This is a genomic window from Leminorella richardii (assembly GCF_900478135.1).
GTDB lineage: Bacteria > Pseudomonadota > Gammaproteobacteria > Enterobacterales > Enterobacteriaceae > Leminorella > Leminorella richardii.
Genome location: NZ_LS483470.1, coordinates 3,510,363 through 3,527,622, shown reverse-complemented (window position 1 = coordinate 3,527,622; position 17,260 = coordinate 3,510,363). Strand labels below are relative to the sequence as shown.

General features: G+C 53.5%; 16 protein-coding genes and 2 pseudogenes. 13 read left to right on the top strand and 5 right to left on the bottom strand.

Going from position 1 to position 17,260, the window contains the following annotated elements; genetic code table 11:
• Positions 1 to 2: 2 nt before the first annotated feature.
• Together DQM29_RS16025 and DQM29_RS16020 are read right to left on the bottom strand one after the other, a co-directional pair.
• Positions 3 to 845, bottom strand: a complete 843-nt coding sequence (locus DQM29_RS16025) for a sugar phosphate isomerase/epimerase family protein (protein WP_111741611.1) — start codon at positions 843 to 845, stop codon at positions 3 to 5.
• Between the two features lie 8 nt (positions 846 to 853).
• Complete coding sequence (locus DQM29_RS16020; RefSeq protein ID WP_111741610.1) at positions 854 to 1,639, bottom strand: 3-ketoacyl-ACP reductase; 786 nt, start codon at positions 1,637 to 1,639, stop codon at positions 854 to 856.
• Between the two features lie 213 nt (positions 1,640 to 1,852).
• On the opposite strand from DQM29_RS16020, the gene DQM29_RS16015 reads away from it, so the two are divergent.
• From DQM29_RS16015 to hypE, 13 genes are all read left to right on the top strand, one after another.
• A complete protein-coding gene (locus DQM29_RS16015) occupies positions 1,853 to 2,479 on the top strand; it encodes a TetR/AcrR family transcriptional regulator (protein WP_111741609.1) in 627 nt (208 codons plus the stop codon).
• 45 nt (positions 2,480 to 2,524) lie between these two features.
• Positions 2,525 to 3,574: a LacI family DNA-binding transcriptional regulator gene (locus DQM29_RS16010; RefSeq protein ID WP_111741608.1), complete on the top strand. Its 1,050-nt coding sequence runs from the start codon at positions 2,525 to 2,527 to the stop codon at positions 3,572 to 3,574.
• 386 nt (positions 3,575 to 3,960) lie between these two features.
• Entirely contained in the window at positions 3,961 to 5,079 is a 1,119-nt protein-coding gene (gene hybO, locus DQM29_RS16005; RefSeq protein WP_111741607.1) for a hydrogenase 2 small subunit, read from the top strand.
• 2 nt (positions 5,080 to 5,081) lie between these two features.
• Positions 5,082 to 6,065: a hydrogenase 2 operon protein HybA gene (hybA, locus tag DQM29_RS16000; protein ID WP_111741606.1), complete on the top strand. Its 984-nt coding sequence runs from the start codon at positions 5,082 to 5,084 to the stop codon at positions 6,063 to 6,065.
• Positions 6,055 to 7,233 (top strand): Ni/Fe-hydrogenase cytochrome b subunit, encoded by a 1,179-nt coding sequence (gene hybB, locus DQM29_RS15995; RefSeq protein WP_111741605.1) that lies wholly within the window; start codon positions 6,055 to 6,057, stop codon positions 7,231 to 7,233. Before hybA ends, hybB begins: the two co-directional genes overlap by 11 nt.
• Positions 7,230 to 8,933, top strand: a complete 1,704-nt coding sequence (gene hybC / locus DQM29_RS15990; protein WP_111741604.1) for a hydrogenase 2 large subunit — start codon at positions 7,230 to 7,232, stop codon at positions 8,931 to 8,933. Before hybB ends, hybC begins: the two co-directional genes overlap by 4 nt.
• Positions 8,933 to 9,418: a HyaD/HybD family hydrogenase maturation endopeptidase gene (locus DQM29_RS15985; protein ID WP_111741603.1), complete on the top strand. Its 486-nt coding sequence runs from the start codon at positions 8,933 to 8,935 to the stop codon at positions 9,416 to 9,418. Before hybC ends, DQM29_RS15985 begins: the two co-directional genes overlap by 1 nt.
• 2 nt (positions 9,419 to 9,420) lie before the next feature.
• Positions 9,421 to 9,912: a hydrogenase-2 assembly chaperone gene (hybE, locus tag DQM29_RS15980; RefSeq protein WP_111741602.1), complete on the top strand. Its 492-nt coding sequence runs from the start codon at positions 9,421 to 9,423 to the stop codon at positions 9,910 to 9,912.
• Complete coding sequence (gene hypA / locus DQM29_RS15975) at positions 9,905 to 10,246, top strand: hydrogenase maturation nickel metallochaperone HypA (RefSeq protein WP_111741601.1); 342 nt, start codon at positions 9,905 to 9,907, stop codon at positions 10,244 to 10,246. The genes hybE and hypA overlap by 8 nt, the downstream gene beginning before the upstream one ends.
• 84 nt (positions 10,247 to 10,330) lie before the next feature.
• Positions 10,331 to 11,548, top strand: a complete 1,218-nt coding sequence (gene hypB, locus DQM29_RS15970; RefSeq protein WP_111741600.1) for a hydrogenase nickel incorporation protein HypB — start codon at positions 10,331 to 10,333, stop codon at positions 11,546 to 11,548.
• A complete protein-coding gene (hybG, locus tag DQM29_RS15965; protein ID WP_111741599.1) occupies positions 11,539 to 11,835 on the top strand; it encodes a hydrogenase maturation factor HybG in 297 nt (98 codons plus the stop codon). Before hypB ends, hybG begins: the two co-directional genes overlap by 10 nt.
• Entirely contained in the window at positions 11,819 to 12,925 is a 1,107-nt protein-coding gene (gene hypD / locus DQM29_RS15960) for a hydrogenase formation protein HypD (protein WP_111741598.1), read from the top strand. The genes hybG and hypD overlap by 17 nt, the downstream gene beginning before the upstream one ends.
• Before the next feature lie 12 nt (positions 12,926 to 12,937).
• On the top strand, positions 12,938 to 13,963 hold the full coding sequence (gene hypE, locus DQM29_RS15955) for a hydrogenase expression/formation protein HypE (protein WP_111741597.1): 1,026 nt from the start codon (positions 12,938 to 12,940) through the stop codon (positions 13,961 to 13,963).
• Positions 13,964 to 14,025: 62 nt separating this feature from the next.
• Here hypE and DQM29_RS15950 read toward each other — a convergent pair.
• The 3 genes and pseudogenes from DQM29_RS15950 to DQM29_RS15940 all read right to left on the bottom strand — a co-directional run bounded on the left by DQM29_RS15950 (position 14,026) and on the right by DQM29_RS15940 (position 17,258).
• Positions 14,026 to 15,231 (bottom strand): annotated as a pseudogene (locus DQM29_RS15950) (acetyl-CoA C-acetyltransferase).
• Between the two features lie 43 nt (positions 15,232 to 15,274).
• A pseudogene (locus tag DQM29_RS15945) lies at positions 15,275 to 16,596 on the bottom strand (TIGR00366 family protein).
• Complete coding sequence (locus tag DQM29_RS15940; RefSeq protein ID WP_111741596.1) at positions 16,593 to 17,258, bottom strand: CoA transferase subunit B; 666 nt, start codon at positions 17,256 to 17,258, stop codon at positions 16,593 to 16,595. Before DQM29_RS15940 ends, DQM29_RS15945 begins: the two are co-directional and overlap by 4 nt.
• Positions 17,259 to 17,260 lie beyond the last annotated feature (2 nt).

The following is a 17,260-nucleotide window of genomic DNA, read 5'->3' as shown; positions in this document are numbered from 1 at the left end:
CCTCAACAGTAACGCGCTATGCGGTCAACGCTGGTATCCAGCGTGGTATTCATATCCTGCTGCCACCAGCGGGACGAAAAAATTTCCAGTTCGACGGCGCCGCAATACCCAGCGCCTTCAACCCACTGCCGAATCGAGGGAATATCGATGACGCCATCGCCGGGCATGCCGCGGTCATTGACCAGATCGGTCGTTGGTACCAGCCAGTCAGAAACGTGGAATGCCAGAATGCGTTTACCCGCCCGCTGGATTTGGTTGGCCAGATCGGGATCCCACCACAGGTGGTAGACGTCAATGGCGACGCCTAAGCCAAATTCACCGTCCGGATCCAGCTCGTCGCACCAGTCTAGAGCCTGACGCAGCGAGCACAGGCAGGAGCGATCTGCCGCAGTCATCGGGTGCAACGGTTCCAGCGCAATAGGGACACCGACATCACGGGAGTGTGGAAGTAGTGCTCGGATGCCTGTTTTTACCTGTTCTCTGGCTTCGTGCAGATCTTTGCTGCCCTGCGGAAGCCCGCCGACGACCTGCATATAGCAGGCTGCGTTCAGCGCGGCGGCGACGTCCAGCGCCTGACGGTTATCGTCAATGGCGCGTCGACGTTCTAACTCAGACGGAGCGGTGTAGTACGTACTGCGGCACAGGCCGGAGACACTCATTTGGTTAGCGGATAACTGGCTAGCGATAGCGTTCAGACTGACGTTTTCCAGCTCTCTGCGCCAGGGGGCAATGGCGCCGATACCGCGTTCTGCACAGGCATCGATAATGACCGACAGCGGGGCGTTATACCCCAGTGTGGCTGTATTGATGCTGTATAAATCAGGGCGTTGGGTAATGTCTCTCATCACAAGCCTCAAAAACGCTGCATGCTCAGCCCGCCGTCGATGGCAACCGGTAGACCACAGGTGTAAATCAGCTTTCCTTCCGCCATGGCTCTCACGGTGGAGGCAATATCTTCCGGATAGCCCCAGCGCCCCTGCGGTACTAGGCCGTTAGCGATCAGATCGTCATAGTAGGCAGTAGCCGGGATCGTCATATCGGTTTTGATAAGGCCAGGGCGGACTTCATAGACGCCGATCTGCGCTTCGCACAGGCGGGCGGCGAACAGTCGAGCCGCAGCGGAGACAGCGGTTTTAGCCATTGTGTACTCGCCGCGGTTCATCGCCAGCATTACGGCGTTAATGGAGCTAACGAAGATGATCGAACGATGCTGATGCTCATCGGCAGGTTGCGCTAGCAGGCGCTTGCTGAATGCCTGACTTAAGAAGAACGGCGCACGGGTGTTGACCATAATGTTTTCGTCAAAGCTGTCCGGCTGGAGGTCCAACAGGTCACCGCGACGCTTAACGGAGATTCCCGCGTTGTTTAGCAGGCAGTCCAAACGGTTCCAGCGGTTTTGTGCCGCGTTCAGCATGGCCTCGTGCTGTGAAAGGTCTGCAACGTCTGCGGGAAAGCACTCCACTTCGGCTCCCTCTGCCTGACATTCTTGGCTAACTTGCGCCAGTTTCATCACGCTTTCATCATCGGGGCGATCGTTGATTAACAGATTAAAACCCGCTCTGGCTAGTTCCAGCGCACAGCCCTTGCCTATACCTCGTGCGGCGCCAGTGACGACAGCGACAGGTTTACTTGATTTCATTTTATAGCCTCATTTTTTAGGTAGTCCTTTTCGAATGGTTATTAAAATGCGCTTGGTTCACAAAGAGATCAACCATCTAGTTGGTTGATTGTGAGTTGAATCACATGAGATTATTCAACTGATTGAAAATATTTATATTATGCGTTTTTATAAAACTGTTCTGTAAAATAGAATATGATAGAGCGGTGAGTTGATACGGTCTGGGGAAACGGAATGTATATTGATACAAGCAGGGCGCAGAGTCTTAAAGACAGGCTTCTTTTATGCGCAATAAATGAGTTTGCCGAATATGGTTATGAAGGCGCTCGAGTAGACAATATTGTAAAAGCGGCAGACTGCAGCAAACAGACCGTTTACCACCATTTCGGCAATAAAGAAAATCTCTTTATTGAGGTACTCGAATACACTTGGAATGATATCCGCCAAAGGGAAAGAGAGTTGGATCTCAGCGGATTAGAGCCTAAGCAGGCAATTGAAAGAATTGTTGACTTTACATGGGATTACTACGTAGAGAACCCCTGGTTTTTGAAGATTGTGAATAGCGAAAATCAGAGCAAAGGGGAGCACTATAAAAAGTCGACTCATCTACCCCACATTAACCATGCACATTTGCAGTTAATGGCCTCTTTGCTTGAGGAAGGAAAAAAGCAAAAAGTGTTTAAGCCTGATATCGATCCGTTGCAGGTAAATATTAATATTGCCGCTCTTGGTGCCTATTATCTTATTAACCAGCATACACTAGGGCAGGTTTATAATATCAGCATGGTTTCTCCACAGGCGTTGGACATCCGACGTAAAGTGATTAAGGAAACCATTATGAGCTGGCTGTTGCAAAAGTAAGTTGCCACTTTTGGCATACATTTTTATTACTACCCTGGGTCAGCTATGAATGAAAAACACGGCCGTCGTATTACGGTAAAGGACATTGCCAAAATCGTAGGCGTTTCTGCCACAGCAGTTTCTATGGCGTTGAACAATCGGGGTTCATTAACTCCAGCTCGTCGGGAAGAGATAAAGCGCGTCGCCGCTGAATTGGGCTATGTGCCAAACGCTGGGGCGCGTTCACTGCGGGGCAGCCATACTCGGGCGTTTGGGGTGGTGATTAACTACTTTAATAACCCCTTTTTCCGCGACTTCTTTACCGGTATGGAAGAGGTAACAAATCGGATCGACTTCTCCTACTGGGTATCCCAAACTCGGGACGACTTGGAAAAGGAGCAGGAGCAGGTCAGGAAGCTGGCGCAGCTGGGGGTGGATGGCATCATTATTTTGCCCTGTTCAAAAGAAACCTCTCACCTGACGGAGCTGACTTCCCGGTTTAATATTCCTCTGGTATTGATAAGCCACGCTATTGGTGACCTGTTTCCTGCCGTTGTGGCTGACAACGTGGTGGGAGCAAGGATGGCGACCGAGCACTTGCTGGCCATTCCCAACCGTCCGGTATTGCATATTGCTGGCCCCATAGCGGCTAAGTCCGGTATCGAGCATCGCTATCAGGGATATTGCGATACGATGAAAAAGGCGGATAAGCGCTTTAATTCTGATAACAGCGTCTTTTTTGTTAAAAGACTTCGTGCGGAAGACGGCTATGCCATGATGTCGGAAATACTGCGAAATTATAAATTGCCGGTATCTTTATTTGTGGTGAATGATGAAACAGCATTGGGCGTTTTAAACTATTGCTATCACCATAATCTACGTGTACCAGAAGATATTTCCGTCGTTGGCTTTTCCGATATAGATTTACTTGAAAGTTTAAATATTTCTCTCTCTACGGTCTCTATTCCTCGCCGAGAAATGGGGGAGTGTGCGGCCAATAACTTATTGTCTCAGATAGGATTTTCTTACCAATCAAAAACCGATTTTATAACAAAAGGAAGTATTACAACGCTTCCCGTTTCTCTCATTATCAGGGATTCATCAAAAATAATTTGAATCGTTTTTATTTACATTATTCATTAAGAGAATAAAGATATTTCAGATAGTTAATAACCCATTTATATTTTGTTACTTATTATTTTTTACCTCACGGAACCTTCCTGATCAATATCAAGAACCTAGAACATTCGCCTACGTATAATATTTTATTGGTTATATATTGTGGTCGATTGTTATTTTTTATTGATATGTTGTTAATTATTTGTTTTGAGCCTTGGCTAGCTGAATCGTTTTTAGTCACATATCAATGAAAAACTGCGCTGTTACTTGAGTGTGCTTGATAAAGATCAAGTGCTGAAGGTAACGCAGACTTAACATCTGCCCACCATATTCGTCATTCATGAATGAACAATGTCGTTAGTCACCGTAAAGGAATAACTATAATGATAGAAGATAACGCTCTTCTTCCTTCCCACGGTATTAATCGCCGTGATTTTATGAAGCTGTGTACTGCACTGGCCGCCACCATGGGTCTGAGCGCAAACGCAGCCGCTGAAATTGCGGAATCGGTTAGTAACCCGCAGCGCCCTCCGGTTATCTGGATTGGTGCGCAGGAGTGTACGGGATGTACAGAGTCTCTGCTGCGTGCAACGCACCCTACCGTTGAAAATCTGGTGCTTGAGACCATTTCTCTTGAATACCATGAGGTGCTGTCTGCGGCGTTTGGCCATCAGGTGGAAGAAAATAAACACAATGCCATTGAGAAGTACAAAGGCCAGTACGTTCTGGTCGTTGATGGCTCTATTCCGTTAAAAGATAACGGAATTTACTGTATGGTTGCCGGCGAGCCAATTATCGATCACATCCGCAAGGCGGCTGAAGGCGCGGCGGCGATTATTGCTATCGGCTCCTGTGCTGCATGGGGCGGCGTAGCCGCTGCCGGCAGCAACCCTACCGGTGCCGTTGGCCTGCAGGAAGTCCTTCCGGGCAAAACCATCATCAATATTCCTGGCTGCCCGCCGAACCCGCACAACTTCTTGGCGACTGTTGCCCACATCATTACTTTCGGTAAAGCGCCTAAGCTGGATTCGAAAAATCGTCCAACCTTTGCCTATGGCCGCCTGATCCACGAACACTGCGAACGCCGTCCTCACTTTGACGCCGGCCGCTTTGCTAAAGAGTTTGGCGATGAAGGCCATCGTGAAGGCTGGTGCTTATACCATCTGGGCTGTAAAGGGCCAGAGACCTACGGTAACTGTTCAACGCTGCAGTTCTGCGACGTGGGCGGCGTGTGGCCTGTATCTATCGGTCACCCGTGCTACGGCTGTAACGAAGAGGGCGTCGGTTTCCATAAAGGCATTCACCAGTTAGCCAGCGTTGAGAATCCAACGCCGCGCTATGCCAAGCCAGATGTGAATAACCAAGAGGGCGGCAGCGTTTCTCCTACGGTTATCGGCCTGCTCGGCGGCGTTGTCGGGCTTGTTGCTGGCGTAAGCGTAATGGCGGTTCGTGAACTTGGACGTCAGCAAAAGAAAGATGATGCTGGCTCACGGGGAGAATAACCGTGAATAGACGCAATTTTTTAAAAGTCGCTTCCGGCGGCGCGCTGCTGGTGGGAGGTACTTCCACTAGCTTCGCTGCGGCGGAAAACCGGCCCCCGATTCCCGGCTCGCTGGGCATGCTTTATGACTCAACGCTGTGCGTAGGCTGTCAGGCCTGTGTGACCAAATGTCAGGATATCAACCATCCTGAGCGCAACCCGAAAGGGTCGCAAACGTGGTCGAATAACGACAAGCTGTCTCCCTATACCAACAACATTATTCAGGTATGGAGCAGCGGCAGCGGTGAGCATAAGGATCAAGAAGTCGACGGATATGCCTACATTAAAAAGCAGTGTATGCACTGTGTCGACCCGAACTGTGTTTCTGTATGCCCGGTTTCGGCGCTGAAAAAAGATCCAAAAACCGGCATCGTTCACTATAACGCTGATGTTTGTACCGGCTGCCGATACTGTATGGTGGGCTGCCCTTACAACATTCCCAAGTATGACTATGACAACCCGTTTGGCGCGCTGCACAAGTGTGAGCTGTGTAACCAGAAGGGCGTTGAGCGTCTGGACAAAGGCGGCCTGCCGGGCTGTGTTGAAGTATGTCCCGCTGGTGCAGTCATTTTCGGTACCCGTGAGGAACTGCTGGCAGAAGCCAAGAAACGTCTTGAGCTGAAGCCGGGTTCAGAATACGGCTATCCGCGTCAGACTCTGCATGCCAACGATCCTTACCTGCATACGGTGCCTAAGTACTATCCGCACCTGTACGGTGAAAAAGAGGGTGGCGGTACACAGGTTCTGGTCTTGACCGGGGTTCCGTTCAAGAATCTGGATCTGCCAGAAGTGGCGGAACTCTCTACCGGGGCGCGCTCTGAGAACATCCAACATACGGTGTACAAGGGCATGATGCTGCCATTGGCCGTTTTAGCGGGCTTGACCGTGCTGGTTCGTCGCAATACTAAGAACGACCATCACGAAGGAGGAGACGATCATGAGTCATGATCCAAAACCGCTGGGCGGGAAACTCATTAGTAAACCGATCGTGATCTTCGGGCCTTTGGTTATTCTTTGCCTGATCTTCATCGTTAAGCGTCTGGTTTTTGGTCTGGGTTCTGTATCCGACCTGAACGGCGGCTACCCTTGGGGTATCTGGATCGCTTTTGACCTGCTTATCGGCACCGGCTTCGCCTGTGGCGGATGGGCGCTGGCCTGGGCGGTTTACGTATTTAATAAAGGCGAATACCACCCGCTGGTTCGTCCTGCGCTGCTAGCTAGCCTGTTCGGTTACTCACTGGGCGGCTTGTCTATCACTATCGACGTAGGCCGCTACTGGAACCTGCCGTACTTCTACATTCCGGGGCACTTTAACGTGAACTCGGTGCTGTTTGAAACGGCGGTGTGTATGACTATCTATATCGGCGTGATGGCGCTGGAGTTTGCTCCTGCACTGTTGGAACGTCTGGGGTGGAAAGTCTCGCTGAAGCGTCTTAACAAGGCGATGTTCTTTATCATTGCTCTAGGCGCCCTGCTGCCGACGATGCACCAGTCATCAATGGGTTCACTGATGATCGCAGCAGGTCACAAAGTGCATCCGCTGTGGCAAAGCTATGAAATGCTGCCGCTGTTCTCTCTGTTTACGGCATTTATCATGGGCTTCTCGATCGTGATTTTTGAGGGTTCTTTGGTTCAGTCCGGACTCAAAGGCAACGGGCCTGATGAGAAATCGCTGTTTAAAAAGCTCATCGGAACTCTAAGCGTCTTCCTAGTACTGTTCCTGGCGGCGCGCTTTGGCGAGCTGATCTATCGCGATAAGCTCTCTTACGTATTTGCGGGCGATTTCTACTCCATGATGTTCTGGATTGAAATTCTGCTGCTGGCGTTCCCGCTGGTAGTATTCCGTGTACCGAAGATGCTGAACGACTCTCGCATGCTGTTTATCGGCGCGCTGAGTATGCTGCTGGGCTGCGCGATGTGGCGTATGTCCTACTCGCTGGTCGCCTTCAATCCGGGCGGCGGTTATCACTACTTCCCAAGGTGGGAAGAACTGTTAATTACAATTGGCTTCGTGGCTATTGAGATATGTGCCTATATCTTACTTATTCGTCTGCTGCCGATTATTCCTCCTTTAAAAAATCACGTTAATAAGCACCAAGAGGCGAGCAAAGCATGAGCCAACGAATCACTATTGACCCGGTAACGCGTATCGAAGGTCACTTGCGCATTGACTGCGAAATTGAGAACGGAGTTGTCTCCAAAGCCTGGGCGTCAGCAACCATGTGGCGCGGTATGGAAGAGATCGTAAAGGACAAGGATCCTCGCGATGCTTGGATGATTGTTCAACGTATCTGCGGTGTGTGTACTACCACTCACGCACTGGCCTCCGTTCGCGCCGCTGAAAGCGCGCTGAATATTGACGTGCCGCTTAACGCGCAGTACATCCGTAACATCATTCTGGCCGCGCACACCACGCACGACCACATTGTTCACTTCTATCAGCTGTCCGCACTGGACTGGGTAGACATCACTTCCGCGCTGCAGGCCGATCCGGCTAAAGCGGAAGCCCTGCTGAAGGGCGTGTCTACTTGGCACCAGAACAGCGCTGAAGAGTTCACTAAGGTACAAAACAAGATCAAGGATCTGGTTGCCAGCGGTCAGCTGGGTATCTTCGCCAACGGCTACTGGGGTCACCCGGCCATGAAGCTGCCGCCTGAAGTGAACCTGATTGCTGTTGCCCACTACCTGCAGGCGCTGGAGTGCCAGCGTGACGCTAACCGCGTTGTTGCACTGCTGGGGGGTAAGACTCCACACATTCAAAACCTGGCTGTGGGCGGCGTTGCCAACCCAATCAATCTGGACGGCCTGGGAGTGCTGAACCTTGAGCGCCTGATGTACATCAAGTCCTTCATCGATCGCTTAAGCGACTTCGTTGAGCAGGTGTACAAAGTGGATACCGCCGTTATTGCCGCGTTCTACCCAGAGTGGCTGGCGCTCGGCAGAGGCTCAGTGAACTATCTGAGTACCCCTGAATTCCCGACCGATCGCAAAAACGGCAGCTTCCTGTTCCCCGGTGGCTATATCACCAACAGCGATCTGTCGACGTTCCGCCGCATTGACTCTCAGTCAGACGAATATCTGATCAAGGGCATTGAAGAGAGCGCGAAGCACGCTTGGTATAAAGACGAAGAGCCGCAGGCACCGTGGGAAGGTACTACAATTCCTAACTACACCGGTTGGGACGCTGACGGTAAATACTCATGGGTTAAGTCTCCAACCTTCTACGGCAAGGCTGTTGAAGTGGGTCCATTAGCCAACATGCTGTGTAAGCTGGCGGCTGGTCACGAAGCAACCAAGGCTAAGGTTGAAGAAATTGGGGCGCTTTACACGGCTCTGACCGGCAAAACTATCGGCGTTGACGATCTTCACTCTACGCTGGGTCGCGTTATCGGTCGTACCGTTCACGCCTGTGAGCTACAGCAGGTGCTGCAGGATCAGTTTAAGGCGCTGATTGCCAATATCGGTACCGGCGACCACGTGACCTTCGTTAAGCCGAACATCGATCCTAACGTCGAGTACAAAGGCGTTGGCTTCCTAGAGGCTCCGCGCGGTATGCTGTCTCACTGGATGGTCATTAAGGGCGGCAAGATCGCTAACTATCAGGCGGTAGTACCGACGACTTGGAACTCTGCACCGCGTAACGAAAACGGTGAAGTTGGGCCTTACGAGCAGTCTCTGGTCGGAACGCCGATTGCCGATCCGGCGAAGCCGCTGGAAGTGGTTCGTACCATTCACTCCTTCGACCCTTGCATGGCCTGTGCGGTGCACGTGGTTGACGCTGATGGCAACGATGTAGTTACAGTTAAGGTTCTTTAATGCGGATATTAGTATTAGGCGTCGGCAACGTGCTGTTGACCGACGAAGCCATTGGGGTTCGTATCGTTGAGGCTCTTGAGCAGCGATACGAGTTACCGGATTACGTAGAAGTTCTTGACGGCGGTACCGCTGGTATGGAACTGCTGGAAATGATGGCAGACCGTGATCATCTGATTATCGCCGATGCCGTGGTTTCCAAAAAGCGTACGCCGGGGACGATCATGATCCTGCGCGACGAAGAAGTTCCGACGCTGTTTACTAATAAGATCTCTCCGCATCAGTTAGGCTTGGCCGACGTTCTGTCGGCCCTCCGCTTTACGGGGGAATTCCCCCGTAAGCTGACGCTTGTCGGCGTGATCCCAGAATCCCTTGAGCCGCATATCGGTATGACGGCAACCGTAGAAGCGATGATTGAACCTGCGCTGCAGGAAGTGCTCGCCGCTTTACGTGAATCCGGCGTGGAAGCGATTCCCAAGGAGCAGTAAACATGTCCGACGAGATTTTAGGCTACGCGGAAAGCCCGACGCCGCTGGTTCAGGCTGCCTTTGAGGCTATCGCCAAGCAGTCAATGCACGACCTCTCTTTTCTGCATCCAAATATGCCGGTCTATGTGTCCGGCTTTACCCTGTTTGAAGGCCAGTGGGTTGGCTGTGCTGTCACCCCCTGGATGCTGAGCGCGCTGATTTTCCCCGGACCAGACCAGATTTGGCCAAAGCGTAAGGTTAGCGAAAAAATCGGACTGACAATGCCCTATGGCACCATGACGTTTACTGTTGGTGAGCTGGAGGGTGTTTCCCAATATTTAACCTGTTCTCTGATGTCTCCTATCGAGCGACACCTTACGCCGGAGCAGGGCGTACAGTTGACAAATGACAGTGCGCGGATGCTGCTGTCGATGCCAGTCAGTGACCCTGACGCACCCGCCCAACGCGATCGTCGTGCGCTATTGTTTGGCCTCAGGAACAGCGGCGATGCATGAGCTGTCCCTCTGCCAAAGCACCGTTGATATTATTTCGCAACAGGCGGCTCAGCACGGCGTTAAGCGCGTCACTGCTGTATGGCTGGAGATTGGCGCGCTGTCATGTGTGGAAGAGGGTGCGCTACGATTTGGTTTCGACATCGCCTGTCGCGGCACGGTAGCAGAAGGCAGTCAGCTGCATATCATTCACAAAGCGGCGCAGGCCTGGTGCTGGGACTGTAGCCGAGAAGTAGAAATCACCAGCCACGAGGCACAGTGCCCACATTGCCAAGGGCTTCGACTCCGTGTCGACAACGGTGATACACTACAGATTAAAGAAATCGAAGTTGAATAATCTGAAGCACTGGTCGCTGTAGTGGCTTTTTTGCACGCGGCTTGGCTTCCAAACCGTGACGGGATTATTCCCGAGGGAGACTTTATGTGTACTACCTGCGGATGCGCCGCTGGCGAGCGGCGGATTGAAGGCGACGAACACGGCCATCACCATGAGCACGACCACCATCACGCTCACGGGCACAGTCATCATCATGACCACGAGCACGACCATCATCACGCTCACGGGCACAGTCATCATCATGACCACGAGCACGACCATCATCACGCTCACGGGCACAGTCACAATCATGACCACGAGCATGACCACCATCACGCTCACGGGCACAGTCATCATCATGACCACGAGCACGACCATCATCATGCTTACGGTCATCACCACGCGCATGAGCACGACCATTCCCATTCTCACGACCGCGATGAGCGCCTGCCGCGCACGGTAATTATTCATCACCACTATCACCATCAGGGCGACGTGCACCACCATGTGCATACAGCGATTGCCAACAAGATGGGCGATGTGGAGTTTGAGCTTGAAATGGAAAACGCGGCAGCAAAGCAGTCGGAAGAGGCTTTTGCGCCGCGCGAGCTTGGCAACGATCTGGACTACGGCCACGGCGAAGCGGGAACGCATGCTCCGGGTATGGGCCAGAAGCGCATGCTGCAAATTGAGATGGACGTGCTGAGCAAGAACAACCATCTGGCCGAACACAACCGCGCCTACTTTACCGAACAGCATATTCTGGCATTGAATCTGGTTTCCAGCCCTGGTTCTGGTAAGACTACTCTGCTGACCGAAACGCTGATGCGCCTGAAAGACAGGCTGTCCTGTGCGGTGATTGAAGGGGATCAGCAGACGACTAACGATGCAGAGCGCATTCGCGCCACTGGCGTACCGGCAATTCAGGTGAATACCGGTAAAGGCTGCCATCTGGATGCGCAAATGGTGCAGGACGCTTCAGCGCGTCTCGCTTTGCAGAAAGACAGCGTGCTGTTTATTGAAAACGTCGGCAATCTGGTGTGCCCAGCCAGCTTCGACTTAGGCGAGCGCGCGAAGGTTGCGGTACTTTCCGTGACAGAAGGGGAAGACAAGCCTCTGAAGTACCCCCATATGTTTGCAGCCTCTAAGGTGATGTTGCTCAACAAGGTTGATCTGCTGCCTCACTTAAGCTTCGATGTCGATGCCTGCATTGCCAACGCGCGCAGAGTCAATCCAGAAATTTTAGTCATTAAAGTATCAGCGACCAGCGGTGAAGGTATGGATGCCTGGCTGTCGTGGTTGGAGAGTCAGCTATGTGCTTAGGTGTACCCGGTCAAATCGTTGCCGTAGGAAACGATATTCATCAACTGGCGCAGGTTGACGTCTGCGGCGTGAAGCGTGACGTCAACATTGGACTTATCTGCGAAGGAGAACCCGCTGAGCTTTTAGGGCAGTGGGTACTGGTTCACGTCGGCTTTGCAATGAGCATTATCGATGAAGAAGAGGCTAAGGCTACCATGGAGGCGCTGATGGCTATGAGCGCTCTGGAGCACGAAGTCGGCGATTTCCTTGGCATTAATGCCGGAGCAGGTGATGCAGTACGTAGATGAGTTTCGCGATCCTGAACTGGCCAAGGCGCTGCTTTCGCGCATAGCGCGTACCGTTTCAGAAATATCCTGGGCGAAGCAGCGCCCGCTACAGCTGATGGAAGTTTGCGGCGGGCACACCCACGCGATTTACAAGTTTGGCATCGATCAGCTTTTACCTCCGGAAATTGAGTTCGTGCACGGCCCCGGTTGCCCGGTGTGTGTGCTGCCGATGGGGCGGATTGACGGCTGTATTGAGATAGCCGAGCGGCCCAACACCATTTTCTGCACCTACGGTGACGCTATGCGTGTACCGGGGCGCAGTGGTTCTCTGCTTGACGCCAAGCGCCGCGGTGCGGACGTGCGTATCGTCTACTCTCCGCTGGATGCCTTAACCTTTGCTGAGCAGAATCCCGATAAGCAGGTAGTCTTTTTCGGTCTGGGGTTTGAAACCACCATGCCGAGTACGGCGATAACGCTACAGCAGGCCAAGCGCCGTGGGATCAATAACTTCACCGTTTTTTGCCAGCACATCACCATTATTCCCACGCTCAGAAGCCTGCTAGAGCAGCCTGACGTGCGCATTGACGGCTTTTTGGCTCCGGGCCACGTCAGCATGGTGATTGGCACCACCCCATACGGCTTTATTACTGAAGAGTTTCACAAGCCGCTGGTGGTAACCGGCTTTGAGCCTCTCGATATTCTACAGGCGCTGTCTATGCTGGTGGAACAGCTTAAAGACGGACGCTGCGAGGTTGAAAACCAGTACAAGCGGATTGTGCCCGTGCAGGGCAACGCCATCGCGCAAAAGGCGCTGGATGACGTATTTGAGCTAAAAGAAAGCAGCGAGTGGCGCGGGTTAGGGGAAATTGCCGGATCCGGCGTGCGCTTAACGCCAGCCTACCGCGAGTTTGATGCCGAGCTGCGTTTTAATACCCAAGAACACCGGGTAGCGGACGATCCTGATGCTCGCTGTGGCGATGTGCTGACCGGGCGCTGTAAGCCTAACGAATGCCCGCTGTTCGGCACTCGCTGTACGCCGCAAAACGCCTTTGGCGCGCTGATGGTTTCTTCCGAAGGCGCCTGCGCCGCCTACTATCAATATCGTCGTTAACGGATACTAAGCATGTCATTTAGTGAAAAAGACGTCGTGACTATGGCGCACGGCAGCGGCGGTCAGGCTATGCAGCAGCTGATCGAAAGCCTGTTTTTACAGGCGTTCTCCAATGCGGCGCTTAACGAGCGCGAAGATCAGGCGCGTATTCCTCTTTCTAAGCTGACCCAGCTCGGCGATCGTCTGGCGTTCAGCACCGATAGCTACGTTATTGACCCAGTGTTTTTCCCCGGTGGCAATATTGGCAAGCTGGCGGTGTGTGGTACGGTAAACGACGTGGCGGTGAGCGGCGCGGTGCCTCAGTATCTTTCCTGTGGATTTATTCTTGAAGAAGGGCTGCCGCTGAAGGATCTGGAGCAGATTGTTATCTCTATGGCGAAAACGGCGGCCGAAGCGGGCGTAGAAATCGTCACAGGCGACACCAAAGTGGTGCAGCGCGGCGCGGCAGATAAGGTCTTTATTAATACCGCAGGAATAGGTGCTATTCCTGCCTCTATTCAGTGGGGCGCACAGCATATTCAACCCGGTGACCGGATTTTGGTTAGCGGAACGTTAGGGGATCATGGTGCCACGATCCTCAATCTGCGAGAGGGGCTGGGGCTTGAAGCTGAGCTTGAAAGCGACTGCGCGGTGCTGACGCCGCTGATTGCCCCGCTGCGCGATATTCCCGGCGTTCGGGCTCTACGCGATGCGACTCGCGGTGGGGTTACCGCCATTCTGCACGAGTTCGCTGCATCCAGCGGCTGCGGCATGTCGATTAACGAAGGCGCGCTGCCGGTGAAGAACGCGGTGCGCGGCGTGTGTGAGCTGCTTGGCCTAGAGCCGCTTAACTTTGCCAATGAAGGCAAGCTGGTGATCGTGGTTGCACCAGAAGCCGAGCAGGAAACGTTAACCCGTCTTCGGGCGCATCCTCTGGGGCAGGACGCAGCGACTATCGGCACCGTAACGGATACCAAGCGCGTTCAGCTTACCGGTATTTTCGGCGCTACTCGACTGCTGGATCTTCCCCATAGCGAGCCGCTGCCGAGGATTTGCTAAGCTATCTGGTGGTAAATTTAGATACAGATAAAGCAACGGCTCCGAAAGGAGCCGTTGCTGTTTTACGCTTGAAGAACGATTAACTCCAGTCGCTCAACAATCATCGCCGTTCCCTGACCGCCGCCGATGCACAGCGTCGCCAGACCGTAGGTCTTGTCGTGCGCCTTCAGCGCGTGCAGCAGGGTAACCAGGATACGAGCGCCGCTGGCGCCAATCGGGTGACCCAGTGCAATAGCGCCCCCGTTGACGTTGACTTTCGCCGCGTCGAAGCCCAGCACTTTGCCTACCGCGAGGAACTGCGCCGCGAAGGCTTCGTTGGCTTCAATGAGGTCGATGTCAGACAGCTGCATACCGGCCTTTTTCAGCGCGTTCTGCGTTGCAGGAACTGGACCCATCCCCATCAGCGATGGCGCCACACCGCCGCTGGCGTAGCTTTTAATACGGGCCCAGTGGCTTAAGGCCAAGCGCTTTAGCGCGGCTTTCTGACATAACGATCAGCGCAGCGGCGCCGTCGTTAATGCCGGAAGCGTTGCCCGCGGTGACCGTTTCCCTCTTTAGTAAACGCCGGGCGCAGCTTTGCCAGGCCTTCAATGGTGGTATCTGCTTTTGGGAACTCGTCAGTATCCACTACGATCTCGCCCTTGCGGGTTTTGACCGTAACCGGGACGATTTCCTCTTTAAACGCGCCGCTGTTAATAGCAGCAATGGCCTTTTGCTGCGAAGCAAGCGCCAGGGCGTCCTGCTGTTCGCGGCTAATGCCGTACTCTTTAGCCACGTTTTCAGCGGTAATACCCATGTGGTAGTCGTGGGTGGCGCACATCAGGCCGTCTTTTAAAATAACGTCCATCAGTTTGCCGTCACCGAGGCGATAGCCCCCAGCGCGCTTTGCTGTCGAGAAGGTAAGGCGCCTGACTCATGCTTTCCATGCCGCCCGCAACGACGATTTCCGCGTCGCCTGCAGCGATAGACTGTGCCGCCAGCGCGACGCTCTTAAGGCCGGAGCCGCATACTTTATTGACGGTATAGGCACAGACGCTTTCCGCGATGCCGCTTTTCAGCAGGGCTTGGCGGGCAGGGTTTTGGCCAAGGCCAGCCTGTAGCACGTTACCGAAAACCACTTCTTCAATCAGGTCTGCCCCAATTCCTGCGCGCGCGATGGCTTCACGAATAGCGATAGCCCCCAGATCGACGGCGGAAACAGACGCCAGAGCGCCGTTGAAGCTGCCGATAGCGGTACGTGCTGCGCTGACAATTACAATATTATTCATCACTTAATTCCTTATAGACTTTTCACACTTCAAGTTGCAGTCATCAGAACACTGTGAGGCCGATAACGAAGATCAGGCCAGAGAACAGCAGGGCGGTGACGCAGTAGCCCATGATGTCGCGAACGCCGAGGCCAGCGATAGCCAGTGCAGGCAGTGCCCAGAACGGCTGTGCCATGTTCATCCACTGTTCACCGTAGGCGATAGCCATGGCGGACTTACCTAAGTCAGCACCAAGCGCCTGTGCGGCAGGCATAACGAACGGACCCTGAATAACCCAGTGGCCGCCGCCTGACGGAACGGCAAAGTTGATAAGCGCCGAGCTGAAGAAGGTCATGATCGGGAAGGTGTCTTTATTGGCGACGTTGATAAACCATTCGGTAATCAGTCCACCAAGGCCAGAGTGTTCCATCATCAGCTGAATACCCGCGTAGAACGGGAACTGAACCAGAACCCCTGCGGTGCTTTTCGCCGCCGCCGAAATAGCGCGCATATAGGCCATTGGCGTTTTGTGCAGCAGCAGGCCTGCGATCATAAAGGCCATGTTGACGGTGTTGATAGTGATGTTGAAGCCTTTCTCGTAGAAGTACATACCGAGGTAGGCGACGCCCAGTGCAACGATGATGTACGTAACGATACGGCTCTCTTCCAGCTTTTCTGCGGGAGGAGCGTCTTTATCCAAATGCTTCTGGAAGTCTGCTTCTTCCTGCAGCAGCGCAGGATCGATGCTGATGACGTGCTCCGGCTTAGGCATCATCATGCGGGTAACAAACGGCATCAGGAAGATCAGGCGAAGGTAACGAACGCGTTATAGCCGGTAAACATGGTTTGTGTAACAGGGATCAGACCTGCGATATGCTCGACCGGGTTACCGGGCGTAGCCGCCAGCAGAGGCATTGAACCTGAGAAGCCACCGCCCCAAGTCAAAAAGCCGATATAGGCACAGGCAATGAGCAGAGGATAGTCAGAACCCGGCACGCGGCGGGCGACTTCCCGAGCGAACATGGCACCAACCACTAGGCCGAAACCCCAGTTAATCGCACAGGCGGTACAGCCGAAGAACGTTACCAGCATGACGCCCTGAGTCGGCGTCTTGGCGGCGGAAGCCGTCAGGCGTAGCAGGCGCTTAATTGGCGCTGAGCTTGCCAGTGCGTGGCCGGTGACGATGATCAGCGCCATCTGCATACCGAAGCCCAGCAGGTTCCAGAAGCCGTCGCCCCACATCTTCACCATATCCATTGGTGTATGAGGTGTGAGCGCCAGTGCGATAAGGAACGTCAGCATGGTCAACAGCATGGCGAAAATCAGCGGATCCGGCAGATAGCGGCTGACAAATCGGGTGAGAAAGCGAGAAATGCGGCCTATCATGCAACACCTTCCTCAACAGCAATCGGCATTGCCTTTACGTCAGCGGCAACGGTGTAGTCTGCATCTGTCTTTTCACGGATAGTGTCCAGAGAGACACCCGGAGCGTGCTCTTTCAGAACCAGCTTGCCGTTCTCAAAGCTGAAGACTGCCAGTTCAGTGACGATCATGCTGACCTTGTTTTTCGCTGTCAGCGGCAGTGTGCACTGCTTAAGGATTTTGGAGGAGCCGTCTTTGGCGCAGTGTTCCATGGCGATGATCACACGCTTGGCACCGGTGACCAGATCCATCGCGCCGCCCATTCCCGGAACCATTTTGCCCGGCACCATCCAGTTTGCCAGGTTAGCGCCTTGGTCTACCTGTAGGCCGCCCAGTACGCTAGCGTCTACGTGGCCGCCGCGGATAAGGGCAAACGAGAAGGCGCTGTCAAACATCGCTGCGCCCGGCAGCAGGCCGCAGGGTTGACCGCCGGCGTTAACCAGATTCGGATGCGCCTCGGTGACTGGGCCTAGGCCCAAAAAGCCGTTTTCAGACTGTAGCGTGATGTGAATGCCCTGAGGCAGGTAGTTTACGACCTGTGTTGGCAAGCCAATGCCCAGATTGACGATGTCTCCATCGTGCAGCTCGAGAGCCACGCGGCGAGCGATGAGTTCTTTAGCATTCATGA